This window comes from Methanoculleus horonobensis (assembly GCF_001602375.1).
GTDB classification, from domain to species: domain Archaea; phylum Halobacteriota; class Methanomicrobia; order Methanomicrobiales; family Methanoculleaceae; genus Methanoculleus; species Methanoculleus horonobensis.
The window spans coordinates 458,579-483,567 of record NZ_BCNY01000014.1; the positions used below are offsets into that span (position 1 = coordinate 458,579).

Here is a 24,989-nt window from a genome sequence, read left to right on the forward strand (position 1 = left end):
ACAGACGAGAGGAGATACAATGAAGATACTTGGGATAAACGGAAGCCCCCGCGGCTCAAAGAGCCAGACGCTCCGGCTCGTCCAGGCCGTCCTCGACGGAGCGGAGAGCGCCGGGGCCGAGGTGGAACTCGTGGACGTCACGAAGCTCCGGATCGAGTACTGCAACGGATGCCTGGTCTGCTGCGAGCGGGGAGAATGCATCAAGAAAGACGATTTTGCCGAACTCTACCGGAAGATGCTTGAGAGCGACGGGATTGTCCTCGGGTCGCCCAACTACATCGACTCGGTCACCGCCCAGATCAAGACCCTGCTCGACCGTATGGCGGACACCATCCACTGCCAGATGTTCATCGGGAAGTACGGGTGCGCCGTCTCCACGGCAGGCGGCTCCGGGGCGGACGAGGTCGTGGCATATCTGAACAGGATCCTGCAGACCCTGGGCGCGAACACCGTAGGCGGGATCGACGTGGTGCTCGGCGGCGACCCGGAGACGATCGTGCCTGCGGAGGGGAGGGCCTACGAACTCGGGAAGAAACTCGCAAGAGCCATCGAGAAGAAGGAGACCTATCCCGAGCAGGAGGAACTTCACGCCGCGATGTGTGATCGGATGCGGGCGCTGGTCACGGCAAACAAAGACCGCTGGCACCACGAGTACGACTACTGGAAGGAAGCCGGGCGGATACCCTAGATCCTCCCCGTCTCTTTCCCGCGGATCTCCTCGATGACCCGCTGCAGCCCCTCCCGGCCCTCCGGCTGTGCTTCCTCGCTGATCGCCATGTCGAGCGTCGGGAGCACCGCCTCGCCCATCTGGATCAGGGCCCATTCGGCCCGCTTTCTGACCGCAAGCGCATCGTCCTTGAGTGCCTCGACGAGCGGGGCGACGGCGTCCTCTCCTCCGATCCGGTCGATGGTCCGGACGGCGTTCGCCCGAACCTCGATCAACGGATCGGAGAGCGCTTCCGCAAGCACCGGGAGCGCGTCGGCGCCGACCCATTCCACCTCCGCCCACCTCCCCTGTGCCATGAGGTGGAGCGTCCGTTCTTCGCCGGTCTCCGGTCTCCAGCCGCCCGCTTCCAGCGCTTCGGCGACCCCCGCCCGGAACGTCTCGTCCCCTGTTCGGAGAGCGGCGATCAGGTGGCGGCGCATCGTGTCGCTGGGAGCCTTCAGGGCCTCGAGCGCGGCATACCTGACCCGGTCATCCACGTCGTGGAGCGCCAGAACCAGCGGTTCCAGGGCACTGAGATCCCCGATGTAGCCGAGTGACCGCGCGGCGGCAATCTTGACCTCCTCATCCCGGTCCTGCAGCGCCAGGGCCAGCGGCTCGATCGCCTGCTTGCTCCCCATGTACCCGAGGGCCTCCGCCACGGTCGCCCGGACCTCGGTGTCGAGTTCCTGGTGCAGGGAGCCGATCAGGGCTTCGATAGCCCGTTTGTTCCCGATCCTGCCAAGGTTGCGGGCGGCGACGAGCCTGACGAACCGGTCGCTGTCGTCCAGGGCATCCATGAGCGGCGTGACCGCGGTCTCGCGCATGTCGCCGAGGATACTGGCCGCAGCGGACTGGATATCCGGGTCTTCGTCCCTGAGTGCACGGATGAGGCCGTCCACGGCGGGGCGCCCCATCATGATGAGGCGTGTGGCGGCACCGAGCTGCGTGTTCCAATCCTTGTCCTTGAGCGCGCTGATCAGGGTATCGATATCCTGTTTGCCTGACAGTTCGAACGCCTTCTTATCCTCCAGCCGGACCTTCCTCTTCTTCTTCGGGGTGCGCTCCTCCTCCTCGACCTGGCTGCCGAGCGTCCTCCGCCAGACATCTATCACCTGCCGCTTTCTGAGGGCGGCCGCAGCTTTTGTCCTCACCTCTTCGTCTTCGTCATCGAGAGCGTAGCGCAGAACGTCGCCTGCACCCTCGTCCGGGATCTCCCAGAGGGCGTCGATTGCTGCAAGACGCATCTCCCTGGTGCCTGATCTCAGCACATGCGAGATCGGTTCGATTGCCATGGCGCCGAAGTCGCCCAGGGCCCGGGCAACGCTCCACCGGACATCCGGTGCTGCATCCCCGAGGTACGTGATGAGGAGCGGGATCGACTCGGTTGCGCCGATGAGGCCTATTGCTTTCGCCGCCGTCACCCGGACGACCGGCAATGGGTCGTTCAGTGCCTCTTCGAGTTCTCTGAGTGCGCCACGGCCGAACTCCGCGACGGCATCCGCCGCAGCGACCCGGACGCCGTGGTACCTGTCGCGGAAGAGGTGAATGAGCGGCTGAACTGCGCGGCGGTCACCGATACGGCTGAGCGCCGAGGCGGCGGCGATTCGCACATCTTCTCTCTCGTCACCGAGAGTCCTGACCAGCGCCTCGACGGCATCCGGATCCCCGATCTCGCCGAGCGCTTCCGCTGCGGCGATGCGGACGCTGTAGTGGGGGTCGCTTAACGCTTCGATGAGGTATCCGACCGCCTCTTTCCCCATGCTCTGGAGCGCGGCGACCGCCGCGGCCCGGATGCTGTCGTCGCTGCTCCTGAGCGCTTCAAGGCATTTTTCAAGCGGTGTCTTTTCCGGGAACAACTCAGGGGGTTCCGGCGGCTCAACCGTGTCCCTCAAGATCTCCGGGATCGCCAGTTCTTGCGGCTCGCGTTCCTCCTCGGGCCGGTAGGAAAACTGCTCCTCCTGTTCTGCCTCGTCGGTCTCGACGATCTCCTGTTCGAACTCGATCGGGATGAGCTGGTCCAGCGGGATTGCGCCGCCGGGAGCCGCCGAGATATCGGTCTTCCAGCGCTCTTTGACCTGTGCCCACGCCGCCTCCGCCTGCTGGCTCTCCTGGATGAGGTCGCTGAGGCTCACGGCCGCTTCAGGCTCTTCCGGTGCCTGCTCGGTGGGCTGCTCGGGTTCCTTCGGCGTCTCGTCCTGTGCCGGCGGCGAGGGTATCGTGACCCCCCCGTCCGGCACGTAGTTCGGGCGCCCGAACTGCTTCTCAAACCTCTTCTGGATGGTAAGCCCCTCTTTGAGTTCCTCCTCGTACCTCGAGGTGTCTTCCTGTGCGGGCTTTGTCCGGGAGACTTCTTCCTGGCGCTGCCGGATGTACTCGAGGGCAGCCAGAGCCCGCTGTTTCCGTGCGGGGTCTTTCAACGAGGCTTCCATCTTCAGGGCGTTGAGTGCGGGCTGCCCCAGGTGCCGCAATGCTTCGCTCGCGCCGGTGCGAACACCCGAGTAATCAGTCCCCAGCGCCCGGATGAGTGGCGGGATGGCCGGTCTTCCCATCCGGACCAGTTCTTTCCATTGTTCGCCTGCAATCAGGTAATCTGCTCTCTGCAGGTCGCTTTGCGGCACCCAGCCCAGCTTGCCGAGGGCCCATGCCGCTTCCATCCGCACCTGGTGGTGGGGATCGCTCAGGGCATTGGCCAGCGGGGGTTTCGCCCGGTCGTCACCGATCTCCCCGAGCGCCTCGACGGCACGGATACGGACGTCAAGCCGGGGATCTTTTACCGCCTTGATGAGCGGCGGGACAACCCGGGAGTCACGGATCTTCCCGAGGGTTCGCGCCGACTCGCTCCGCATCCGTGGGTCGTCGCTCGCCAGGGCTTTGAGGAGAACCGGGACGGCGGCTCCCTGGAGTTTGGCCAGCTCCTTCCAGTCTTCCCGGAGGTAGTAAAACTGCACCTTCTCCTGGACGTCGTCGGGCGACCATTGCATCGAGGCAAGCACGTTTGCGGCCTCTCTCTGCACTGAGTGGTTGCCGTCACGGAGCGCTCTCGCGAGGGGCGGGATTGCCTTCCTGCCCATCCCCTGGAGAGCGATCACCGTAGCACGCCGGATTGCCGGTTGTTCGTGGTGCAGTGCGGGCAGCAGCGTCTCGGCCATCGAGTTGTCCGTCTCCGCGATTGCGTGGGCGATGGATGCCTGCAGGCCGGGGCTGGCCCGGAGAATCAGGACGAGAAGCAGCGGAATAGATGGAGCCCCGGCTGAAACGAGAGATTCGGCCATCCGGTTTCGCGACGCGGGACGGGCTTTCTCGAGCGTCCTGAGAATATCCGGGATGGCGGGAACCCCGAGGGCGGCGAGTGCCCGCGCTGCATCGGCACGGTTACGGGGATCTTCACTGCTCAGAACCGCAACCAGGCCGGGATAATCCTTCGCCTGCTGTAACCCGTCGATGTTCGTCCGGAACTTATCAAAGAATGCCATTTCCTGCTGCCGGTAAAATGCGTTGTCGAAGGTGCTGTTTCCCTGAATCCCGCTTATTCAAATTATATTCGTTATCCGTTACCAATAAATCTTCCATTCTGCGTCTCCTGATACGCCGGGTCTGTAACCGGGAATGGTTTACCCTATCGGGGCAGTCTTGCGGTTCGCCCCGGCCGATGCGAATCTTTATCGGGGGAAGGCCGGTATACGGGAACCCTATGGAAAGGCTTGATATCACCCGACTGCCGGGCATCGTGAAGGAACTCGCGCCGGATGCGGAGGAACTCGTAGGCCGGATATACTCCTGGTATGTCGAACCCGGACACCTGGTCTTCCCTGATCCGATGCTTGAATGGGTGCGGGAGAAGTACGGCGATATCGAGACGCAGCAGATCGTGAGGGTGACCAATAACCAGACCGGCGAGAGCACGCTTTTTAACTCCGTTCGGTCTCGCCGCCCGGTGCTGACGCCCCGTGCCGAGGAGACGCGGGATCTCCGGGCACTCTCGGCGGAGGGGCCGTTCGCGAACCCAATCGAGGAGACGCCGGCCGACACGTTCGGGCGGATCGACGGCGATTACTGGGTGACGGCAGGCAACATCGCCAAGTACGATTACCTTCACGCCGTCATCATCGCAAAAGAGAACGATCCCTACGTGACCGGAGAACCGCAGATCGCCGATATGATCAGCGTGGCCGTCCGGTGGTGCCAGGATGCGAACCGTACAAACCCCCGGGCGATCTACCCCTTCATCATCTGGAACTTCCTCTGGCGTGCGGGAGGGAGCATCGTGCACAACCATGCCCAGGTGCTGCTCACCCACCTCCCCTATGCCGCTCCGGCCCGGCTCGAGGGGGTTCGGGAGGAGTACCGGTGCCGTTACGGGAGCGAGTATTACGACGATCTCTTCGCTGCCCACACCGCCGTCGGCCTCGGGCTCGTCTACAGGGGCGCCCGCGTCATGGCGCACCTCACCCCGAGAAAGGAGCACGAGGTCGCGATCATCGCGGAGTCGCCGCACGATATCGCCCCGGCTCTCGCAAAGGTGCTCGAGTGTTACCGCAACATAGGGGTCCAGAGTTACAACGCGGCGGTCTACATGCCCCCGCTCGAGGAGGAGGGACATTACGTCGCGTGGGTGGTCGACCGGGGCGACCTCCATTCCCGGACATCGGATATCGGGGGGATGGAACTCTACGCCGGGACGCCGATCGTCGCATCCGACCCGTTCCGCCTGATGGAGCACCTTACGGCCGCCATGCTGCCGTGATATCAGCAGGGGATCGTGTCGTGCGTCGCGAGTTTTTTGTAGACGCCTTCCATCCGCCCGGCGACACGGCCCCACGGGAACTCTTTCTTCACCTTGTCGAGCCCCTCCCTCCCCATGGCGAGCGCTTTTTCAGGTGAGTCGGCCACCCGGGAGAGCCCGCGGGCGATCGAGTTCGGGTGCGGCCGCACCTTGACCCCGTCGGTCCCGTGCTCGATGTTCTCCGAGAGCCCGCCGACGTCGGAGGCGACGACGCACCGGCCGGCGCTCCACGCCTCGAGGAGCACAAGCCCGAACGGCTCGTTTCTGCTCGGGATGGCGACGATGTCGCTTGCGTTGAGGAGCGGCACGTATTCCGCGTCGGGCAGTCGTCCGAGGAACCGGACCGGAAGCGACCGGGCCCGGGTCTCGAGCCCCCGGCGCATCTGCCCGTCGCCGATGAACGCGAACTGGCCGTCGGCGTGCTCCCGGAGGAGAGCGGGAACTGCGTCCACCAGCATGTCGGGCCCTTTCTGCCACGCAAGCCGCCCGACGAAGAGGATCAGCGGGGAGTCCGGGTCGAATCCGTAGCGCCGCTTGATCTCCTCCGGATCGACGTCCGCCTGGTAGTGATCCGGGACGATGCCGTTATGGACGACGTCTATCTTCCAGTCGGGGATCTCGTAGAGGCTCATGGCCTCCTGCCGGAGGGTCGAGGAGACCGCGGTGATATGCTTTGCAATCGATGCGCCGCAGCGTTCGATCCCGGATATCTCCGTAAACGGCCACCCGTTGCTGAACGTATTCCCGTTCCGGCCGAACTCCGTCGAGTGGTAGGTGAAGACGGTCTCCCTGTCGCGGAGTTTCTGGAGTGCGTCGACCACGTGCCAGTCGTGGAAGTGCAGGAGGTCGAACGACGGTGTGTCGAACTCGTGGAACCTCTCAAGCATCTTCCCGCTCATATCGGAGCAGTACCGGACGATGTCCTCTCCCGACGGCCAGCAGTAGTGGTACCGCACTCCGTTGATCTCGGTGTCTTTTCCCTCTCCCCGGGTGAAAAAATGCACCTCGTGGTTCTGTGCCAATGTCTCGGCAAGATTTGACGCCGCGCTTGCGAGCCCGCCGACCCGTTCCGCATACAGCGACTCCCAGCAGAAAAATGCGATCTTCAGACTCTCCATGGTATTCCTCGTCTCTATCGTCTCTGCCGGCCACCGGGGCTTACGGCCCCTCTTCAGCATCTGGATCTCTATCGTGCCGGCATGCAGTTCGAGCGCTTCATATCGCCTCCGAGATGATATATCTTTGGATTCTCAAAAAAACCCCAAAATGAGGTGTTTTGGGGGTTCCGATGCACCGGGTCAGGACGAGAAAGACTCTTTCAGGCGCCGCTCGAGACGGTGGCCGTGCGACCCCATCCAGTAGAGTTTCCGGCAGACGGGGCACCATGAAAACTCCTTCCCCCGGGTCGACCGCGGGGCGTAGCGTGCCTCCCGGATCTCCCGCAGGGTGGCCGGCCGGAGGCGGGTGTTGCAGAGGGAACAGCGGCTCATCCGGATCTCGGGCTCGATCAGCCCGAGGTCGGCGATCTGCCGAATCTGGGCGATGATCTCTTCGGACGCGATGTAGACTGCCTGCTCGCCGCCCCGCCGCGCGAGTTCGCGGTCGCGGGTCAGAAGAAGCCGGTCGTCCCGGCCGGCGATCTCGAGGAGGAGGGTGTCTTCCCGGGAACTCCCCGGGGAGAGGCTGTTTGCGCTCATGGTGTCGTAGCCCATGAACCGGAGGTAGCGGGTGAGCGTCCCGAGCATCCGGTCGGTCAGGAATCTCTGCCGTTCACCGGATCTTGGAGACATACTCGATGTGCCCGCCGCATTCGGTGCAGGTCTGCCCCTCGAGCCCGCGTATCCTGACGGCGTAGCCCGACCGCTCGATGACGGGGCTGCCGCAGGCAGGGCAGTAGGTGTTCTCGTAGGGGTGCCCGCCGACGTTGCCGAGATACGGGTAGTGGATCCCGAGTTCTTTCGCGCGCTCGTAGATCTTCTCAAGCGTTCTGATCTCGGTCGGCCTCGCGTCGAGCATCTTGTAGTCGGGGTGGAACCGGGTGAAGTGCATCGGGGTGTCGGGGCCGAGGTTCTCGAGCACCCACCGGATAAGCGTCTCCATCTCTTCCATCGAGTCGTTCTGCCCCGGGATGACCAGCGTGACCGTCTCGACGTGCATCCCGAGTTCTTTTGCAAGCGCCGTCGCGTCGAGGACCGGCTGCAGCCGCCCGCCGCAGACCTTCCGGTAGAAGGTGTCGGAGAACGATTTGATGTCGACGCGGAAGGCTGAGAGCATCCCCGCGAGTTCGCGGAGCCCCTCTTCGGTGATGTAGCCGTTCGTGACGTAGACTGTCCCGAGGCCCTTTTGCCGCGCCAGCGTCCCCATCGCGAGCGGGTACTCGTGCCAGATGGCGGGCTCGTTGTAGGTCCAGGCGATGCTTGCAGAGCCCGACCGGATCGCCCGTTCCACGCCCTGTTCCGGGCTGATATCCCTGAGCGATTCCATCTCCAGTGTCTGCTGGGAGATCTGCCAGTTCTGGCAGTGTTCGCAGTGGAAGTTGCACCCGATGGTGCCGAGGGAGTAGGAGAGGGTTCCGGGCAGGAAGTGGTAGAGCGGTTTCTTCTCGATGGGGTCGACCGCTTCGGCGATGACCTTGCCGAAGGTGGCGGCATAGAGCGTGCCGCCGCGGTTGATGCGGACGCCGCAGACTCCCTGTCTGCCCTCTTTGATGGTGCACCGGTGAGCGCAGAGGGAGCAGCGGACGGTCTTTTCCTCCAGTTTCCGGTAGAGTCGCGCCTCGTGCATATGATCACCGCGGGAGGGGAACCATGATAGTCATTGCGGGCGGGCTACCGGTCGCCCCGCTCCTCGCTCTCTTCGTCGTCGTACTCGACGACCAGCGCCCCGGAGTAGCCGCAATGCTTGCAGCGGTAGATACAGCCGGTATACCCGCCGGTAACCGCCCAGACATCCGTAGAACCGCATACGGGGCAGTGGAGCCTCTTCACAACAGGTATATGAGTGATATTGGGGATAATAATAGGGTGGGATGAAGAAGATCGTAATTTCTCTGGGCGGGTCGGTTCTGGTTCCTTCGCTTGAATCGAACAATATCGATCGATACGTGTCTGTTCTGAAAAAGATGGGCGGTAAGTGCCGGATTTTCATCGTCGTCGGCGGCGGCGGGGAGGCGCGCCGGTATATCGGGGTCGCCCGCGGTCTCGGCGCCGGGGAGGCGGCGGCGGACGAGCTCGGCATCATGGTGACCCGGCTGAACGCGCGTCTTCTCATCGCCGGGCTCGGGGATGCAGCCTATCCGCGCGTTGCGGAGAACTACACGGAGGCGCTGGAGTTTGCAGAGACCGGCAAGATCGTCGTCATGGGCGGGATCACCCCGGCGCAGACGACCGATGCGGTCTCCGCGGTTCTCGCCGAGAGCGTCGGTGCCGATCTCCTCATCAACGCGACGTCGGTGAACGGGATCTACAGCGCTGACCCGAAGAAGGATGCCGGTGCGGTGAGGCACGAGCGCCTCACGCCGCAGGAGCTCCTCGATATCATCACGGGGAGCCGGATGGACGCGGGCGCGAACACGGTGCTCGATATCGTGGCCGGAAAGGTGATCGAGCGGTCGGGCATCCCGCTCCTGGTGCTCGACGGCCGCGACCCGGAGAACCTCTACCGGGCGATCGTGGAGGGGGCGTTCGTCGGCACCGTCGTCTGCGAAGAGGGTGTGACCCCTCTGCTCTCCTGAACCTCTCCTTCATCGGCAACTATTTTTGCCTGGATTCCCAACGTATGCAGGTACAGGGGGCAGTAGGGTAGCCTGGTCCATCCTAGAGCGTTTGGGACGCTTTGACGGCAGTTCGAATCTGCCCTGCCCCATCTATCATGAACCGTACGACCGCCTGCGAGATCCACCGCCGCCTTCTCGAGCAGTATCCCGTCATTGACGGCAGGCGCCATTTTCTCGAGTTTCATAACCCGTATGAGACGCTGATCCTCACGATCCTCTCGGCGCAGACGACCGACCGTGCCGTGAACGCCGTCCGCGACGATCTCTTCTCCCGCTACCCGACGCCGGAGGCGCTCGCCCGCGCGGAGCCTGAGGAGGTGGAGCCGCTGATCAGGACGATCGGGTTTCACCACGCCAAAGCCTGCTACATCGTCGGGGCGGCAAGAAAACTCGTCGCCGAGTTCGGCGGCGAGGTTCCGCGGACGATGGAGGAACTCCGGACGCTCCCTGGTGTCGGGAGGAAGACCGCAAACATCGTCCTCTCCCACGCGTTCGATATCAACGTCGGGATCGCGGTCGACACCCACGTCCGCCGGGTCTCGAAGAGGCTCGGGTTCACCGGGAGCACGAACCCCGATATCATCGAGCGCGATCTCGTCGCCCTCTTCCCCGAGGAGGTCTGGCGGGACATCAACTACCTCCTGATCCGCCACGGGCGCGCCGTCTGCACGGCAAAGAACCCGAAGCACGAGGTCTGTGTTGTCGCGGGGCTTTGCCGGTATTACCGGGAGTTGCGGGCTGCAAACGAGAAGGGCGGGGAGTAGGGCGGACGGGGGCGGCTCGGGGTTGCGCTCTGAGTTGTTGTTCTCCGGGACTCCTGCAAAGCCCATCTACGGATTTCTCAGCGGCTGGGCGGCTTGTTACCGGCAGCGCTTCTGTTTCAGTTCTAGTGAATATCGCGATTCGAACCCCGTGACGTCTCAAACACGAACACGAATCATAACTGTGAGAGATCCCGTACACTGGACCGTGGGGATATCGCCACGCGGGGAGGGGCTGACGGGGAGGGGGGTGCAGCCCCCCTCCCCTGTCTCTACCTTGTACGTGGACATCTGTGACCCCACCCCGCCCGGCCTTCGGCCTCCTCCCCCGCCCCAGGGGCGGGGGCAGTGCGTGGCGATATCCAGTGGAAAGCCGTGCATGGGATAGGCAGCATTCCAATAAGAACAGAGTCCGAAAAAATCCGTAGATGGGCTTACGCGATCGTCAACCCTCACAAAGTTCGATTAAAAGGGAGTTTGGGCGACCGGGCAGAGAGCCCGTTTATTCAAAAATCCCCGCCGACCAGCGCCCGCGCGGCAAGATAACACCCTCCGGCCACGATCGCCGCCGCCGGGAGCGTCAGGATCCATGCGACGAGGATCTCCCGGACAACGCCCCACTTGACCGCCGAATAGCCGCGGGTCGCGCCGACGCCCATGATCGCGCCGGTTGCCGCGTGGGTCGTCGAGACCGGGACGCCGAACGCGGTCATCAGCGAGAGGACGCTTCCGGCGGCGGTCGACGCAGCAAACCCCTGGTAGGGCCGGATTCTCGTGATCCGGTTGGCCATCTTGTCGATGACGCGCCACCCGCCGAGGAGGGTTCCGAGCGATATGGCAAGCGACGATGTGAGGATGACCCAGAGCGGGACGGAGAACTCGGCGATCAGGCCGCCGGCAAGGAGCATCGCGGTGATGATGCCCATCGCGTTCTGGGCGTCGTTGCTGCCGTGGCCGATGGCCTGCAGCGAGCCCGAAAAGATCTGGAGGTTCTTGAATGTACGGGAGAGGCGCCGGGGAGGATGGTTGCGGAAGATCCAGGTGACGAGGGTGGCGAGGGCGAACGCGGAGAGGAATCCAAGCGTGGGGGAGATGACGATGAAGATTACGACTGCGAGGATGCCGCTGATCTTCAAAAAGCCGGCTATGATGGCGAGCGGAATTGCCATGGTCACCCCGATGAGCCCGCCGAGGAGGAGGTTCCACGGCTTGAAGTCGCCTCTATGGTGTGCAACAACGCCCGTGACAATCGCGCCGAGGACCGCGCCTACGAGCCCGTAGAAGATGGTCTGCTCAATGAGCACGAGCGACGGCCAGAGGACCGCGCCCGTTCCCGCGGCTGCAATCCCGGCGCCGAGAAGCCCCCCGATCAGGGCATGGCTGCTCGAGACCGGGATCCCGAAGAACGAGGTCATGAAGACCCAGAGAACCGCGCCGACCATGCCCATGAGGATCAGCATCGGCGTGAGGGAAACGGGATCGACGATCCCCCTCCCGATGGTTGCCGCAATTGCCGTGGTGAAGAGCAGGGGGCCGAGGAGGTTGAAGACCCCGGCCAGGAGCACCGCCTGCAGGGGTGTTAGCGCCTTTGTCGCGACGATGGTAGCGATCGAGTTTGCGGCGTCGTTCAAGCCGTTTGCAAAATTAAAGAGTAAGGCCAGAAGAATGCCGAGAACGATGATCGGATCCATGGCGGTCAGGAGTGTCTGATGGCTATGTCGCTCAAGACATTCGCGACGTCCTCGCACTTGTCGGTCGCCATCTCAAGGTTCTCGTAGATGTCCTTGAGTTTGATGATGGTGATGGCATCCTCCGTTTTGAAGAGATCCATGATGGCATGGCCAAGGACGTTGTCCGCGACGTTCTCCAGGCGGTTCACCTCGATGCACCGCTCCTCGATCAACCCCGGGTTCTTGATCGTCCGGATGCCGGCCACGGCCTTCTCGATCTCGACGACGCTCAGCCGGATTAGTTTTGCCAGCTGGATCATCGAGTCGTCGGTCTCGGTGATGCCGTAACTGTACATCTGCTGCGCGGTGCCGTCGATGTAGTCGAGGATGTCGTCGAGCGCCGATGCAAGGCGGGAGATCTCTTCCGGCTCGAGCGGCGTGATGAACGTCCGGTTCAGCTGCTCGTAGATCTCATGCGAGATCTCGTCTCCCTGATGCTCGATCTGTTTCATCCGGTGACACTGCTCTTTCACGTTCTCGAAGTTCTCGACAAGTTCGACGAGCAGATCGGCTGCGGAGACGACCGTCTGGGCCATCCTGTCGAAAAGGTCAAAAAATGCCTTGTCCTGAGGGATTACCCATTCCTTAATGCCCACAATGATCTTTATAGCGTTTTTCAGTCAGGGACTATATAGCGATCGGTCAGGCCGCATGGGTACGGTGAAATGGGGTTGATATATATGCAGAGCCCCGCAACGTGCGCATCTCTTATCCCTGCCTATTCCGGCGCAGCCCGCCCGGTTCCCCCCTCAGGACTCCGGGCCGGAGTTGCTCTTACCCGGAGACCTTCGTGAGATTGCTGCGGATGAAGTCGAGGTCGGTTTCCTTTGCCGCGATCTCATACAGGATAGTCCCATAACCTGGGCAGGGTTTCGTGAACGGCAGCAGGATCTTCCCTTTCTTGATCTGGAGGCCGACGAGCATCGGGGACTTCAGGAGCATCCGGATCTCTTTGAAGACGAAGTCCGGCGGCATCTCGTAGTATTCTCTGCAGTGCTTTCGCACGTAGTCGTTCACCTGTTCCGATGTCGCTTCCTTGAGGATCACCCGTCCACCGAGGTTGTTTACGCAACGTGATGCCATGGGAGTAATGTTCGCATTAAAACGAATAAATGTTGCGCCGTATCCCCTCTCCTATCCGCGTGCCGGGGAGGGGAAAGGTTATCGTCCGCAGTCTTCTTCCTGGCCGCGGCCTTCCTCCTGGTCGTTCTCGGAACCGGTCTCGGGCTGCTGATCAGGCGTCAGTGAGGCGTCCAGAGCCCGTTTTTCCTGCGGTATTTCATCACCGGTTCACTTAATGTCCTGCCGCAACCAAATACTCCTTTAAGTGAAGCGCGAACCGGCAGTAAAGAAAGTCCTCTACTGGTGCGACCAGTGCAACGTCCCCCTTATCGGGCGCACCTGCGCCTGCGGAGCGAGAGTCAGGGAGATACCGCTCCTGCAGCCGCACGATCTCCGGCCCGCCCTCGCGGCGGATATGGCCCTCATCCGGGGTCTTCTGACCGAACGGTTCGGCAACGTCCCGTTGCCCCGCGTCGTGCTCCTGAACAAGACCGGCGGCGTCGACCGGGCGGATCTCGTGATCGCCCACGGCGACCGGCTCGGCTGGCTCACGTTCGACCCGATCGCGCGGAAGTTCAGCCTCGATATCGCTCCCGAAGCGCTCCCGCACATCCTGCCGCACGTGACGCGCGGCATCATCGACCTGGAGGCCGAGCCCGCGGTGAGCGCCCATAAGGGCCGCATCGGCGGGAAACAGTTCCCGCTCGCGGCTCCCGTGCCGGACGGGACGGTCATCGTCTCCTACAAGAGCCGGTTCGGCACGGGCGTCGTCAGGGACGGGCAGGTTCGGGTGAAGGAACTCGTCTCCGTCGAGCCTCGCAGCCGGCCCGACCCGGGCTGGGATACGGTGATCGAGAAGAACCGTTACCACTTGAAGAACCTCGAACGGAACGCCGTCCGGACGATCAAAAAGCACATGAACGACCGGCCGTGCGTGAACGTCTCGTTCTCCGGCGGCAAGGACAGCACCGCCGTCCTCCATCTTGCGCGGAGGGCAGGTGTGGAGAATGCGTTCTTCATCGATACCGGGCTCGAACTCCCGGAGACGGTGGAGTTCGCGGCGTCGCAGGGCGTCGAGATCATCAGAAAAGGCGGCGACTTCTTCCAGGCGGTCGAGAAGGCGGGGCCGCCGGGGAAGGATCATCGCTGGTGCTGCAAACTCCTGAAACTCCAGCCGCTGAAGATCTATCTCGCCGGGCTCGGCCCCTGCGTCACCATCCAGGGAAACCGGTGGTATGAGTCCTGGAACCGTGCCGATCTCGATGAGACGAGCCAGAACCCGGCAAACCCCCTGCAGTTGAACGTCTCGCCGATCCGGAACTGGCGGGCGCTCGAGGTCTTCCTCTACCTCTGGTGGCGCGAGGTTCCGATGAACCCGCTCTACGAGATGGGGCTCGAGCGGGTGGGCTGCTACCTCTGCCCGGCGGTGCTCGAGAGCGAGTACGAAGGGCTCCGGGAGATGCACCCGGAACTGACGGATCCCTGGGACGAATTCCTTATCCGTTGGGCGGAGAAGAACGGGTTGCCTGACGCCTACCACCGGTGGGGGCTCTGGCGGTGGCGGGCGCTGCCCCCGAAGATGCGCGAGGTCTGCAGGGATCGGGGGATCGCCGTCAACGACGACTTCACCCTCCGGGAAGCCCCGGTCCGGAAGGTGGAGAAGGTGACGACCATGAAGAGTACGGGTATCCGCGAGCCGGTACCGCCGGCAGAGAACGAGTCCGTCCCGGACATGATCCGCAAGGACTTCCCGATCCTCGGCGACATCGTTTATCTCGACAACGCGGCGACGACCTTCTCGCCGGAGCCGGTGGTGGAGGCGCTCGTCGAGTTCGAGCACCGATACCGGGCGAACGTCGGCCGGGGCGTCCACCGGCTGACCCGGATCGCGACGCAGCGCTACTGGCACGCCCACGAGAAGGTGGCCCGGTTCATCGGCGGCGAAGCCGGGGTGACGGTCTTTACGAAGAACGCCACCGATGCGATCAACATGGTCGCGCAGGGGCTCTCCTGGAAGCCGGGCGACCGCGTGGCGACCACCATCCTCGAGCACCACTCGAACCTCCTCCCCTGGCGGGCGCTTGCAAAACAGGGGGTCGCGCTCGACGTGATCGGGATCGACGCCGATTACTCGCTCGACCTTGCCGCGCTCGAGAAGACCCTGGCCGCTGGCGGCGTCCGGCTCGTCGCCGTCACCCACGCCTCGAACGTCCTCGGCGTGACGACGCCGGTTCGCGAGATCGCGGCGCTCTGCCGGGAGCACGGCGCCCTCCTCCTGGTGGACGGGGCGCAGTCGCTGCCGCACATGCCGGTGAACGTCGCGGACCTCGGCTGCGACATCCTCTGCTTTGCGGGGCACAAGATGTTCGGCCCGACCGGCACCGGCGTCCTCTGGATGCGGGATCTCCTCATCGAGCCTGCGATGCTCGGCGGCGGCATGGTCGCGAGCGTGAGTGCCGAAGGCTACGTCCCGGCGGAGGGCTACCAGCGCTACGAGGCCGGGACGCCGAACGTCGGGGGCGGGATCGCGCTCGGCGCCGCCGTGGACTACCTCTCGGGGATCGGGATGGAGAAGATCCACCGGCACGAGGAGCGCCTGACCGCCCGGTTGATCGAGGGGCTCTCGGGGATCGACGGGGTCACGGTCTATGCCGGCCGGAAGCCCGGCGCCCGGATCGGGGTCGTCTCGTTCACCATCGACGGCGTCCACCCGCAGGAGGCTGCGCAGATGCTCGATGAGGATGCGGATATCCTGGTGCGCTCGGGGCACCACTGCTGCCAGCCGCTGATGGAGCACCTGAACCTCCCGGAGGGGACGGTGCGGGCGAGCATGGCGGCCTTCACGACGGAGCAGGAGATCGATCTCCTGATTGCGGCCGTCGACGAGATCAGCCGGGGACGGTGAGGGGTTTTCTCAATCCTCTGGCCCGTCCGGATCTCGGCGTCTATTTTTGAGTCTTCATATCTCCGGTTGTTGCCGCTCGCATTGCGATGAGAATCCGGAGAAGAACGGTATACGGTTTTTCCACCGGCTATCGCCATGACTGCCCCCGCCCCTTGGGTGGGGTGTGGGATACAGGTGTCCTTGTCCGGTAGAGACAGGGGAGGGGGAACGAGTTCCCCCTCCCCCAATGGCGATACTCCCACGGTCCACAGCACGGGGGAGAACCCGGAGAAGAACGGTATACGGTTTTTCCACCGGCTTCGCACCTTCGGTGCTCTAGCTCCGGTTCTCGAAGACCTCCGGCCTTCTCGAACTCCTGTCCTAAGGACAGTCGTTCTCCGAACCATCGCCTATCGCCACGCACTGCCCCCGCCCCCTGGGGCGAGGTGCGACGGGTCGTAGAGCCGGAGCATGAGCACCGAAGAACGATGTTCCATCAGGAACGGAGTTCGAGCACCGCAGGTGCGAAGGTGCGAATGAGGAGGCCGAAGGCCGGGCGGGGTGGGGGATGAAGGGGAGGAGTGCAACGGCCAGGGCTTGATAAGCCATCAGGCCCCGGGTAAAAACGTGAGCACCGGAGTTGCGAGCCCCCTCACCCCTCCATCCCAGTTATCCTCTCCGGGTGGGTATACACCGCCATCTCCGGCGTGCCCGCGAACCCGACGATACAGAGCCCGGTCTCCTCTGCAACCTCCACGGCAAGCGCGGTCGGGGCGCCGGTGGAGACGAGCACCGGGATGCCGGCGATCAGGCACTTCCTGACCGTCTCGGAGGTGGCCGTCCCGGTGCAGACCGCTGCCGTCCGCGAGAAGTCGAGGGATTCCCGCAGCCCCCGGCCGATCGCCCGATCGAGAGCGTTGTGCCGGTCGAGGTCTTCTCCCCGGGCGACGATCCGGCTTCCCCTGGCAAGAGCGACCGCGTCGAGCGGTTCGTGGGCGGTGAGGGCGGCGACGGCGGCCTCGATCTCGGGCACGGCAACCACGAGATCGGACTCGATCGCGGGCAGTTTCTGGGTGTCTATGTAGGAGACGGCTCCCCCGCACCCGGAGAGGATGGTCTTTTTTACGCTGACCCGCCTGAAGACGTTCTTCGTGATGACGCTGATCCGGTTCTCTTCGATCCTGACCGACTCGATCTCGTCAGCGCTCCCGATGATCTCTTCTGTATAGAGGTAGCCGGTGATGAAGTCTAGAAACCCGCCGGGGCTCAAGATGACGGTCGTCAGGTGCCGGCCGTTGACGAAGATCGCCGCCGGCGTCTCTTCGGCGGCATCACGGGCGGCGCTTCCGCCGCTGATTGGGATACAGGGGATCTTCCTGGACATGGCGCTCACTTCAGTCTTCTTGTACGTGAGATAACTATACCGTGCCGGATCACGCGCACTGCCGGACGAACTCCTCGGGCATCGAGGTGCGCCGTGCGGTCTCTTCAACCGAGAGCCCGCTCTCAAGGAACCTCGTTACCACGCTCTCTATCGGTTCGCCGACCTCGATAATGTGCATGTCGGGGTCGTAGAACCTGACGGCCCGCTGTCCCCAGGGCTGCTCGATCGGTTCGTGGACGTATTTCACGGCCTCCATCCCTTTGAGCCGCTCGAGGAAGCCGTCCAGATCGTCCTCCTCGAAGTAGAGTTCGGCGTTGTTCGACCGCGGGACGATATCGCTCTCGGCGACGCCGATGAGGTTTGAAAAGTGCGATCTCTGGTGTATCGCGAACCCCCCCTCGAACACCACGTTCTCGCCGAGATCGTGGAGAACCCTCTGACCCAGCACCTCTTCGTAGAACGCCCGGGAGGACTCTACGTCACGGACGACAATAAGCGGGCATACGAACTTCATATCGATATCTCATACGGTATTGCTGCAGTTCAGCCTTCCGATTTCCGCCTTTTTTTGTTGTGCGAACGAGATCCGTCGGGATTCCCTGAAGGATCGTAAAAAAAGGTTTTCCATGGGTTTCCGGCGGCGTGAAGCGATGACAGGGGAATCCTCCCCGCCGCCGGGTATTGCCAGACACGTCTCTTTGCGCCCCGGCACGGGCGCGTTGAGGTTTTTTATGGAACTCAAGATGTTGTCGATCACGCGCCCGGCCGAACGGTCGGGCAGAGGCAGGGGGCCGGGGTGTTACCCCGTCACCGCCTGCCGCCCATCGCGCCCTTCGGCCGGTCGCTCGCTCTTCTCGAACTCCGCCTGCCCTCGCACCTGATGGTGCTCATGCTCCGGACGTTCCGTCCGTCGCACTCTTTCGGGGCACGCGTCGGTTATTTGAACACGTTGAAGATCTGGTCGCTGCCGGTTGCGGAGAGCCGCTCCCGTTCCGCCTTCTCCTCGACGAGCGCAAGCACCGGGAGCTCCATGTCCACACCCGGGGTGTGGCCGAACATCTTCTCCATGTCCGCCTGCAGGGCGTGCATGTAGAGCGAGTTCGCGATCTCCATCGGGCAGTTCTCCTCGCACTGGCCGCAGTTGACACAGGAGTCCGCCACGTGAGCGAACCGGATCAGGTGGAACATGAACGGCACGGGGAGCACGCCCGGCGGCACCAGGTAGTCTTTCTTCGTGCTGCACTCTTCGCAGTAGCAGATCGGGCAGTTCTCGATGCAGGCGTAGCACTTGATGCACCGGGACGTGTCCTCCATCATCTTCTGGAGGCGCTCCTTGCCCTCGCCGAGCCCCTCGAAGTATTTCGCCCGCCACTTGTCGCCGAGCTTCAGCATCGCGTTCTCGACCTTGCCGCGGATCTCGATCCCCTTCGGGTTCGCGGGCTCCGTGGCGATCGCCCCGGCCTTCGCGGCCCTGCTCAGGAGATCAGCACCCTTCTCGGAGCAGACCTCGACGAAGGTGGCCTTACCTGCCTTGTCGCCGATGACGCCCCAGTTGCCGCAGGCGAGATCCGCCTGGCGCGGGACTTTCATCTTGCAGCGGCGGCAGTTCGACCGGCGGCCGAAGCCTTCTTCCTCGAGTTCGTCCATCGAGATGCCCTTGTGCTGGCCGTCCTTCGTGACGATGATGAACTGGCCCTTGTCAATCTCCTCCTTGACGACGTCGTTCGGGTCGATGCCGAACTTCTCGGCGATCATCTTCCGGGCCGAGACCGGGCTGACGGACCCGCCGCAGTTGACGCCGATCATGAGAAGGTTGTCCAGGTTGACCTGGTTGCGCTTCGCGAGCTCGTAGAGGCCCATCGCGTCGCAGCCCTTCACCGTCACGGCAAGGCGCATATCCTCGGCCCCGCCCAGGTACTTCTTGACCAGCTTCGAGAGCAGAAGCGTTCCGCAGTGGAGCGAGCCTGCCGTCTGCCCGATCTCCGCCGGGTCGGTGATGATCGTCGGGACCGCATCGTAGAGGTCCACGCCCTTCTTCACCGCGAGGACTGCGTCGACGATCTTGTTCTCCAGGGCATACTTGAGCAGTCCGGTCACCGCACCGCCGCACTCCGCGACGCTGGCGATATCGGGGCTCGTCGTCCAGGCGTATACCATATCTCCCTTTGCTGCCATTTACTGCACCCCCGTGATCTTCTCGACCTTCACAGCACTGTGCTTCAACTCCGGCATCTTGGAGAGCGGGTCGAGCGCGGTGTTCGTCAGCATGTTCGCCGCCGCGTCCGCAAAGTGCATCGCCATCATCAGCACGCCCGGTGCGACCTCGTCGGTCACCCTCGCGGTGGTCTCGACCTCGCCGCGCCTGCTGGTGAGTTTGATCATCTCGCCGTTCTGGATCTTCAGGCGCGCTGCATCCTCGTTGTTGATCTGCACGTAGCCGTTGGGCACCTCGTGGTGGAGGAGCTCCGCCCGGCCGGTCTGGGTCCGGGTGTGGTAGTGGAAGAGCAGACGTCCGGTCATCAGGGTGAACGGATACTCGGCGTCGGCGACCTCCGCGGGCGGCCGGTGCTCGATGCCGAAGAAGTGCCCGAGGCCGTCGGCCGACGAGAACTTCTCGCGGTGGAGGATCGGCGTTCCGGGGTGCTCCTCGGTGGGGCAGGGCCAGTGCACGGACTCCGGCTTCTCCATCCTTGCGTAGGAGGCGCCGGCCATCGACGGGGTGACCCGCCGCATGTCGTCCCAGATATCTTCCGCGGAGTTGAAGTCGAATCCCTGGAGCCCGAGTTTGTGAGCGAGATCGACGAAGATCTCCCAGTCGGCCTTCGCCTCGCCCGGGGGCTCCACGGCCTTCCTTACACGGTTGATGCGCCGCTCGCCGCTGGTGAACGTCCCGTCCTTCTCGGCGAAGGATGCGCCGGGCAGGATGACGTCGGCGTACTTCGCCGTCTCGGTCATGAAGATGTCCTGCACGACCAGGAAGTCGAGTTTCTCAAGCGACCGCATGACGTGGTTCGAGTCGGGGTAGGAGACGACCGGGTTCAACGCGAAGATATACATCGCTCTTATCGGGTCGCCGCACTGGGTGATCTGCTCGGTCAGCGTCACGCCGTACTCGCTTGCAAGCCCGGTGACGCCCCAGAGTTCCTCCATGCGCTTCCTGGTGGCGTCGTCCTCGCACTTCTGGTAGCCGGAGAAGACGTTCGGGTATGCACCCATGTCGCAGGCGCCCTGGACGTTGTTCTGGCCGCGGAGCGGGTTGACACCGGTTCCGGGTCTGCCCACGTTGCCGGTCAGCATCGAGAGGTTTCCGAGCGACCGGACGTTGTCCGTGCCGGTCGAGAGCTCCGTGATGCCGAGGCAGTAGATGATCACCGCGTTCTTCGCGCCGGCGTAAATCCGGGCGATCTCCTTGACCCGCTCGGTCGGCACGCCGGTGATCGACTCGACGTCCGCGTAGTTCTCCACGGTCTTCTTCAGGTCCTCGAATCCCGTCGTCCTCTTCTCGATGAACTCCTTGTCGTGGAGGTTCTCCTGGATGATCCAGTACATGATCGAGTTGATCAGGGCGATGTTCGTCGAGGGGTTGTAGCGGACCCACTCATCGGCCAGGCGCGCCGTGGGTGTGTAGCGCGGGTCGCAGACGATGATCTTCTTGCCCGCCTTCTTGGCCTGGACGAGCCTGCGGCCAGCAAGCGGGTGCGCCTCGATCGTGTTCGCACCGATCATGAAGATGACGTCGGCATTCAGGACGTCCTCGAAGGGGTTCGTCGCGGCCCCGGAGCCGAACGAGAGCGAGAGCCCCGCGACGGACGGCCCGTGGCAGATACGCGCGCAGTTGTCGATGTTGTTGGTCTTGAAGGCCACCCGCGCGAGTTTCTGCATGATGTAGCACTCTTCGTTCGGAGTACGGCACGAGACCTGGAATCCAAGGGATTTCGGCCCGTACTTCTCGCTGGTCTCCTTGAACTTCGAGGCGATGAGATCGTAAGCCTCGTCCCAGGATGCCTCGACGAACTCACCGTTCTTCTTGATGAGGGGTTTCGTCAGACGGTCGGGGCTCTGCACGAACTCCCAGCAGGTGGTTCCCTTGGGGCAGAGTTTGCCCTCATTGATCGGACTTCTCTTCAGGGGCTCGACCCCCACGAGCTTACCTTCATTCACCACAAGATTGAGCCCGCACCCTACGCCGCAGTACGGGCAGGTTGTGGGAACGTAACGTAATTTGCCATTAGTGTCAGCCATGTGAATTCTCCCGATAGTTGCATTCAACGTCGGTTTTGCCAGGCATGTCCGGGTAGAACGGACATGTTAATAGTGGCTTTACTCTACTAAGTAGTATATAAATTTAAACTTACTCTTTTACCTTTTGCCATATATTCATGATATATAATTGATCTCACTCCAGCCCATTTTTCTGCACCCGGGATATCGGTCACGATATCCATGATTATGCGATTGGGTGACACTTCCTCGACGCTATGCCGCAACAACCCGTTAAATGTAAATTAAATCTCATTTACCGATCCAAAATGTTTACAATCAACCTTGACCAAACACCTCTCCGTGCAACCGAGACTGAATCATACCTGGGAAGACATCGAGGCCCGGCTCGAGTCGAGAGGCTCCCCACCGGAGCTGATTGAGGACTTCAAACGCTGCATCGATTTCCACACCTTTGCAGCCCCCGGACTCCTGGTCGGGGTCTTCATGGTCGACTACGCCCTGGAACTCCTGAAGATCCCCCGGGGCAAGAAGATTTATGCCGTCTGCGAGACTACGAAGTGTCTGCCCGACGCGCTGCAGGTGATCGCCCACTGTACCACCGGCAACCACCGCCTCCGGGTGATCCCGATCGGGAAGTTCGCCATCACCATGAACGGGCCGGCAGATGCCCCGTACGTGAACGGGACCCGGGTCTTCGTCGACGGCGATAAGATCGAGCGGTATCCGACGTTCGCTCTCTGGTACACCAAGGATCCGCTCTTCGACCCGAGAACCCGGGGCCTCGACCTGATCGACGAGATCATCGACGCGGGGCGCGATCTCCTCTCGGAGGAGCGGGTGCGGGTGAAAGTGCCCCAGAAATGGCCGTGGAAGTCCGCGATCTGTTCCATCTGCGGCGAGATGGTGCCCGACAACCTGCTTGTCGACGGTGCCTGCACCGACTGCCGGTCACAGTCCTACTACGAGAAGGTGGCGTACTGAGGGAGTCCCTCCCCCTCGCGGGGAGGCATAACTCCTATCGCGCTGGAAGGCAGCCCATGGAACTCTCTCCTATCGGACTCGTGCATTCAGGTATCCGCTCCAGGAGCGATATGCCGGTCCAGGGCGTCGACGCCGAGATCGAGATATATCCCCGATACGCCGGGGGACTCTCCGGCATCGAGGAGAACTCGCACCTGATCCTCGTCTGCTGGATGCACGAGGCCGGCCGGGACGTCCTCACGGCGGTCGCCCGGAAGATCTCGAACGATCTGCCGGAGAAAGGCGTCTTCTCTCTCCGCTCGCCGGTGCGGCCGAACCCCCTCTCCGTCTCGGTGGTGCGGCTCCGCGGTGTGCGGGAGGGCCGGTTCCTTTCCCTCGCGAACGTCGACCTGATCGACGGAACGCCGGTGATCGACATCAAACCCTACCAGACGGGATGGGACTGCGTCTTCTCCGCGACCGGCCACGACCGGACGGAGAAGATCCGGAAGATGAGCCCCGGCGAGTACCGGGCCGGCCTCGTCCGCGAGGCCGTGAACTACCACGGGGAACTCTGCCCCGGGGTGGCGGTCGGGGTGCGGCTTGCGGAGGCGGCGACGCGTATCTTCGAGCGCGACCTGCGCCACCCGCAGGTCTCGGTCGCGCCCGGCCCCGACCCCTGCATCGCCGACGCGCTCATCGGGATCACCGGTGCAAGCCCCGGAAACCGCCGGCTGGGGTCTTCGGGAGGCGACCGGTACGTGCTCTCCTGCCCCGGAAAGGAGGCGGTCTTTTCCCTCCGGGACGTGCCGGAGAGCGTCGATGCGATCTTCGCGGCACCTGAGAAGTCGCTCTTCGACTGCGCCGTTCGCTCCCGGCCACAGCAGAGACAATGATCAAGGAGTCACGAAGATGTCACGCAGGTACCTGAACCTCACCCCGCTCTCCGAGGCGCTCGCGATCATGCGGCGGGAGTTCCCCTCGCCGGGCCGCGCCGAGACCGTGCCGCTCGCAGAAGCTGTCGGCAGGGTGACAGGTGAGCCCCTGTACGCGGGGTATTCCGTTCCCATGGCCGATATCGCGAAGTTCGACGGCTACGCGGTGAAGAGCGGCGATACCCGCGGAGCGCAGGACCAGCGGCCGCTCTCTCTTCCTGAGTATACCCGCGTCAACACCGGCGAGGTGCTCCCGCAACCGTTCGACGCCGTCGTCATGATCGAGGATACCTGGGACGAGGGCGGCACGCCCTGGATCCGCAAGTCCGCCGCGTCCGGGCAGCACATCCGCCGTGCCGGCGAGGATGTCCGGGCGGGGGAACTCGTCCTCCCGAAAGGCCACCGCATCCGGCCGTTCGATATCGGTGCGCTCGCGACCTACGGGATAGACCGGGTGAGCGTGCGGTCGGTCCGGGTCGGGATCGTCCCGACGGGGAGCGACCTCGTGCCGCTCGGGACGGCGCCCGGGCCCGGCCGGACGATCGAGACGAACACCCTGATGGCGGAGGCGTACCTCACCGGTCTCGGGGCGACCTGCCGCCGTTACGGGATCGTTCCCGACGAACCCGATCTGATCCGGGAGGCGGTGGGGGCGGCGATAGCCGAGAACGATCTCGTCATCCTCTCGGCGGGTTCGTCGGCCGGCACCCGCGACTTCTCCCGGGACGCCGTCGAGCAGCTCGGGGAGATCGTTTTTCACGGGATCGCGGTCAGGCCGGGGAAACCGGTGCTGCTCGCGAACGTCGGCGGCAAACCGGTTCTCGGGATGCCGGGGTATCCCGTCGCCGCCCAGACGGTTCTCCGCGAGGTTGCCGGGAGCCTCCTCTCGTGGTGGGGGCTTGAGCCGCTCCCGCTCGGGGAGATGGACGTCCGGCTGGCGCGGAGGCTGGCGTCCGATCTCGGGTTCGACGAGTTCGTCCCGGTCTCGGTCGGGCGGGTCGACGGCACCTGCTGGGCGACACCCCATCCCCGGGGCGGGGGCATCCAGATGGCGGTCGTCCGGGCGAACGGCTACCTCCATATCCCGGCCGCCCGCGAAGGAATCGAGGCGGGCGAGGAGGTGCGCGTCCGCCTCACCGTCCCGTCCGCTTCCGTCGCCCGGACGCTCGTCTGCGTCGGGAGGCGCGATCCCGTCCTCGGCGAGCTCGGAAATCGTCTTGCGGAGGCCGACTACCATCTCCACTGCTGTAACGCCTCGACGATTGGAGCGGTGCTCGCCCTGCGGGCGAAGACCTGCCACGCGGCGACGGTTGCCCTCCCGGAGACGGCGTCGGCATGGAGCGATCAGGTGCTCCGCTACCTGCCCGGCGTGCGTCTCCTCCGGGTGCCGGTGGCCCGGACGGAGTTCGGGGTCGCGTCGGCCGATCCCCTCGACGCCGGGAGCCTTGCGTCGCTCCGGGTCGCCAACCGCCCGAAGAGCGCGGCGGCGCAGTTCCTCCTCGATGCGTGGCTCGACCGGGAGGGTATCGACGCCTCCCCGTCCGGCGTTCCCGCGGACGTCCGGGTCTGTACGGCCCTTGAAGCGCGGGAGGCGGGGCTCCGGTTCACGCCGATCGGCTGCGAGTCGTGCGACCTGGTGATGAGAGAGGAACGTGCCGCGGACGAGGGCGTCGCCGCCCTCATCGGGGCCGCACGCTCGCCGGAGTTCCGCGCGTATCTCCACTCGATCGGGAGAGATCCGGGGGACGGAGACGCGCCCGGCGCCTTCTCGCCCTGAACCACCGC

Annotated in this window: 20 protein-coding genes and 1 tRNA gene; 9 read left to right on the forward strand and 12 right to left on the reverse strand. The window is 63.7% G+C overall.

Going from position 1 to position 24,989, the window contains the following annotated elements; translation table 11 throughout:
• Positions 1-19: 19 nt before the first annotated feature.
• Positions 20-688, forward strand: coding sequence for a flavodoxin family protein (locus MCUHO_RS07360; RefSeq protein WP_067075931.1), 669 nt, complete (start codon positions 20-22; stop codon positions 686-688).
• Here the strand turns inward: MCUHO_RS07360 and MCUHO_RS07365 are convergent.
• The gene (locus MCUHO_RS07365) at positions 685-4,179 is read right to left on the reverse strand and encodes a HEAT repeat domain-containing protein (protein WP_084385958.1); all 3,495 of its coding nucleotides are present in this window, start codon (positions 4,177-4,179) and stop codon (positions 685-687) included. The genes MCUHO_RS07360 and MCUHO_RS07365 overlap by 4 nt on opposite strands.
• A gap of 218 nt (positions 4,180-4,397) precedes the next feature.
• Between MCUHO_RS07365 and MCUHO_RS07370 the strand changes: the two genes are divergently transcribed.
• On the forward strand, positions 4,398-5,450 hold the full coding sequence (locus MCUHO_RS07370) for an RNA-binding protein (protein ID WP_067075937.1): 1,053 nt from the start codon (positions 4,398-4,400) through the stop codon (positions 5,448-5,450).
• A gap of 2 nt (positions 5,451-5,452) precedes the next feature.
• On the opposite strand, the gene MCUHO_RS07375 is transcribed toward MCUHO_RS07370, so the two are convergent.
• From MCUHO_RS07375 to MCUHO_RS12845, 4 genes are all read right to left on the reverse strand, one after another.
• Positions 5,453-6,607, reverse strand: a complete 1,155-nt coding sequence (locus MCUHO_RS07375; RefSeq protein ID WP_067075941.1) for a glycosyltransferase family 4 protein — start codon at positions 6,605-6,607, stop codon at positions 5,453-5,455.
• Between the two features lie 180 nt (positions 6,608-6,787).
• Positions 6,788-7,279: a Mut7-C RNAse domain-containing protein gene (locus MCUHO_RS07380; RefSeq protein WP_084385959.1), complete on the reverse strand. Its 492-nt coding sequence runs from the start codon at positions 7,277-7,279 to the stop codon at positions 6,788-6,790.
• Entirely contained in the window at positions 7,260-8,273 is a 1,014-nt protein-coding gene (gene amrS / locus MCUHO_RS07385) for an AmmeMemoRadiSam system radical SAM enzyme (protein ID WP_067075947.1), read from the reverse strand. Before amrS ends, MCUHO_RS07380 begins: the two co-directional genes overlap by 20 nt.
• Positions 8,274-8,317: 44 nt before the next feature.
• Entirely contained in the window at positions 8,318-8,476 is a 159-nt protein-coding gene (locus tag MCUHO_RS12845) for a ZPR1-type zinc finger protein (RefSeq protein ID WP_162839712.1), read from the reverse strand.
• Between the two features lie 41 nt (positions 8,477-8,517).
• Between MCUHO_RS12845 and pyrH the strand changes: the two genes are divergently transcribed.
• The 3 genes from pyrH to nth all read left to right on the forward strand — a co-directional run bounded on the left by pyrH (position 8,518) and on the right by nth (position 10,028).
• Positions 8,518-9,222, forward strand: coding sequence for a UMP kinase (gene pyrH, locus MCUHO_RS07390; RefSeq protein ID WP_067075951.1), 705 nt, complete (start codon positions 8,518-8,520; stop codon positions 9,220-9,222).
• A gap of 56 nt (positions 9,223-9,278) precedes the next feature.
• Positions 9,279-9,353 (forward strand) — tRNA-Pro (locus MCUHO_RS07395).
• Between the two features lie 6 nt (positions 9,354-9,359).
• Complete coding sequence (gene nth, locus MCUHO_RS07400) at positions 9,360-10,028, forward strand: endonuclease III (protein ID WP_067075954.1); 669 nt, start codon at positions 9,360-9,362, stop codon at positions 10,026-10,028.
• A 503-nt stretch (positions 10,029-10,531) separates the two neighbouring features.
• On the opposite strand, the gene MCUHO_RS07405 is transcribed toward nth, so the two are convergent.
• The 3 genes from MCUHO_RS07405 to MCUHO_RS07415 form a co-directional block, all read right to left on the reverse strand.
• Positions 10,532-11,716, reverse strand: a complete 1,185-nt coding sequence (locus tag MCUHO_RS07405) for an inorganic phosphate transporter (protein ID WP_067075957.1) — start codon at positions 11,714-11,716, stop codon at positions 10,532-10,534.
• 5 nt (positions 11,717-11,721) lie between these two features.
• Positions 11,722-12,351: a DUF47 domain-containing protein gene (locus MCUHO_RS07410; RefSeq protein WP_011843883.1), complete on the reverse strand. Its 630-nt coding sequence runs from the start codon at positions 12,349-12,351 to the stop codon at positions 11,722-11,724.
• A gap of 178 nt (positions 12,352-12,529) precedes the next feature.
• Positions 12,530-12,838, reverse strand: coding sequence for a DUF1894 domain-containing protein (locus MCUHO_RS07415; RefSeq protein ID WP_011843884.1), 309 nt, complete (start codon positions 12,836-12,838; stop codon positions 12,530-12,532).
• Between the two features lie 244 nt (positions 12,839-13,082).
• On the opposite strand from MCUHO_RS07415, the gene MCUHO_RS07420 reads away from it, so the two are divergent.
• Complete coding sequence (locus tag MCUHO_RS07420; RefSeq protein WP_067075960.1) at positions 13,083-15,722, forward strand: aminotransferase class V-fold PLP-dependent enzyme; 2,640 nt, start codon at positions 13,083-13,085, stop codon at positions 15,720-15,722.
• Between the two features lie 631 nt (positions 15,723-16,353).
• Here MCUHO_RS07420 and MCUHO_RS07425 read toward each other — a convergent pair.
• From MCUHO_RS07425 to fdhF, 4 genes are all read right to left on the reverse strand, one after another.
• Positions 16,354-17,085, reverse strand: coding sequence for a formate dehydrogenase accessory sulfurtransferase FdhD (locus tag MCUHO_RS07425; RefSeq protein ID WP_067075963.1), 732 nt, complete (start codon positions 17,083-17,085; stop codon positions 16,354-16,356).
• A gap of 49 nt (positions 17,086-17,134) precedes the next feature.
• The gene (locus tag MCUHO_RS07430; protein ID WP_067075966.1) at positions 17,135-17,599 is read right to left on the reverse strand and encodes a VOC family protein; all 465 of its coding nucleotides are present in this window, start codon (positions 17,597-17,599) and stop codon (positions 17,135-17,137) included.
• 422 nt (positions 17,600-18,021) lie between these two features.
• The gene (locus tag MCUHO_RS07435; protein ID WP_067075969.1) at positions 18,022-19,260 is read right to left on the reverse strand and encodes a Coenzyme F420 hydrogenase/dehydrogenase, beta subunit C-terminal domain; all 1,239 of its coding nucleotides are present in this window, start codon (positions 19,258-19,260) and stop codon (positions 18,022-18,024) included.
• A complete protein-coding gene (fdhF, locus tag MCUHO_RS07440; RefSeq protein ID WP_067075972.1) occupies positions 19,261-21,327 on the reverse strand; it encodes a formate dehydrogenase subunit alpha in 2,067 nt (688 codons plus the stop codon).
• A 321-nt stretch (positions 21,328-21,648) separates the two neighbouring features.
• Here fdhF and MCUHO_RS07445 point away from each other — a divergent pair, with 321 nt between their 5' ends.
• Genes MCUHO_RS07445 through MCUHO_RS07455 form a run of 3 tightly spaced genes read left to right on the forward strand, consistent with a single transcriptional unit; the run spans position 21,649 to position 24,981 of the window.
• Positions 21,649-22,290: an FmdE family protein gene (locus tag MCUHO_RS07445; protein WP_067076263.1), complete on the forward strand. Its 642-nt coding sequence runs from the start codon at positions 21,649-21,651 to the stop codon at positions 22,288-22,290.
• Positions 22,291-22,346: 56 nt separating this feature from the next.
• A complete protein-coding gene (gene tsaA, locus MCUHO_RS07450) occupies positions 22,347-23,165 on the forward strand; it encodes a tRNA (N6-threonylcarbamoyladenosine(37)-N6)-methyltransferase TrmO (protein WP_067075975.1) in 819 nt (272 codons plus the stop codon).
• A gap of 16 nt (positions 23,166-23,181) precedes the next feature.
• Complete coding sequence (locus tag MCUHO_RS07455; RefSeq protein ID WP_067075978.1) at positions 23,182-24,981, forward strand: molybdopterin-binding protein; 1,800 nt, start codon at positions 23,182-23,184, stop codon at positions 24,979-24,981.
• Positions 24,982-24,989 lie beyond the last annotated feature (8 nt).

Coding starts and splice junctions, on each gene's coding strand:
- MCUHO_RS07360 (WP_067075931.1), top strand. CDS start 20: ATGAAGATACTTGGGATAAACGGAAGCCCCCGCGGCTCAAAGAGCCAG.
- MCUHO_RS07365 (WP_084385958.1), bottom strand. CDS start 4,179: ATGGCATTCTTTGATAAGTTCCGGACGAACATCGACGGGTTACAGCAG.
- MCUHO_RS07370 (WP_067075937.1), top strand. CDS start 4,398: ATGGAAAGGCTTGATATCACCCGACTGCCGGGCATCGTGAAGGAACTC.
- MCUHO_RS07375 (WP_067075941.1), bottom strand. CDS start 6,607: ATGGAGAGTCTGAAGATCGCATTTTTCTGCTGGGAGTCGCTGTATGCG.
- MCUHO_RS07380 (WP_084385959.1), bottom strand. CDS start 7,279: ATGTCTCCAAGATCCGGTGAACGGCAGAGATTCCTGACCGACCGGATG.
- amrS (WP_067075947.1), bottom strand. CDS start 8,273: ATGCACGAGGCGCGACTCTACCGGAAACTGGAGGAAAAGACCGTCCGC.
- pyrH (WP_067075951.1), top strand. CDS start 8,518: ATGAAGAAGATCGTAATTTCTCTGGGCGGGTCGGTTCTGGTTCCTTCG.
- nth (WP_067075954.1), top strand. CDS start 9,360: ATGAACCGTACGACCGCCTGCGAGATCCACCGCCGCCTTCTCGAGCAG.
- MCUHO_RS07405 (WP_067075957.1), bottom strand. CDS start 11,716: ATGGATCCGATCATCGTTCTCGGCATTCTTCTGGCCTTACTCTTTAAT.
- MCUHO_RS07415 (WP_011843884.1), bottom strand. CDS start 12,838: ATGGCATCACGTTGCGTAAACAACCTCGGTGGACGGGTGATCCTCAAG.
- MCUHO_RS07425 (WP_067075963.1), bottom strand. CDS start 17,085: ATGTCCAGGAAGATCCCCTGTATCCCAATCAGCGGCGGAAGCGCCGCC.
- MCUHO_RS07430 (WP_067075966.1), bottom strand. CDS start 17,599: ATGAAGTTCGTATGCCCGCTTATTGTCGTCCGTGACGTAGAGTCCTCC.
- MCUHO_RS07435 (WP_067075969.1), bottom strand. CDS start 19,260: ATGGCAGCAAAGGGAGATATGGTATACGCCTGGACGACGAGCCCCGAT.
- fdhF (WP_067075972.1), bottom strand. CDS start 21,327: ATGGCTGACACTAATGGCAAATTACGTTACGTTCCCACAACCTGCCCG.
- tsaA (WP_067075975.1), top strand. CDS start 22,347: ATGGAACTCTCTCCTATCGGACTCGTGCATTCAGGTATCCGCTCCAGG.
- MCUHO_RS07455 (WP_067075978.1), top strand. CDS start 23,182: ATGTCACGCAGGTACCTGAACCTCACCCCGCTCTCCGAGGCGCTCGCG.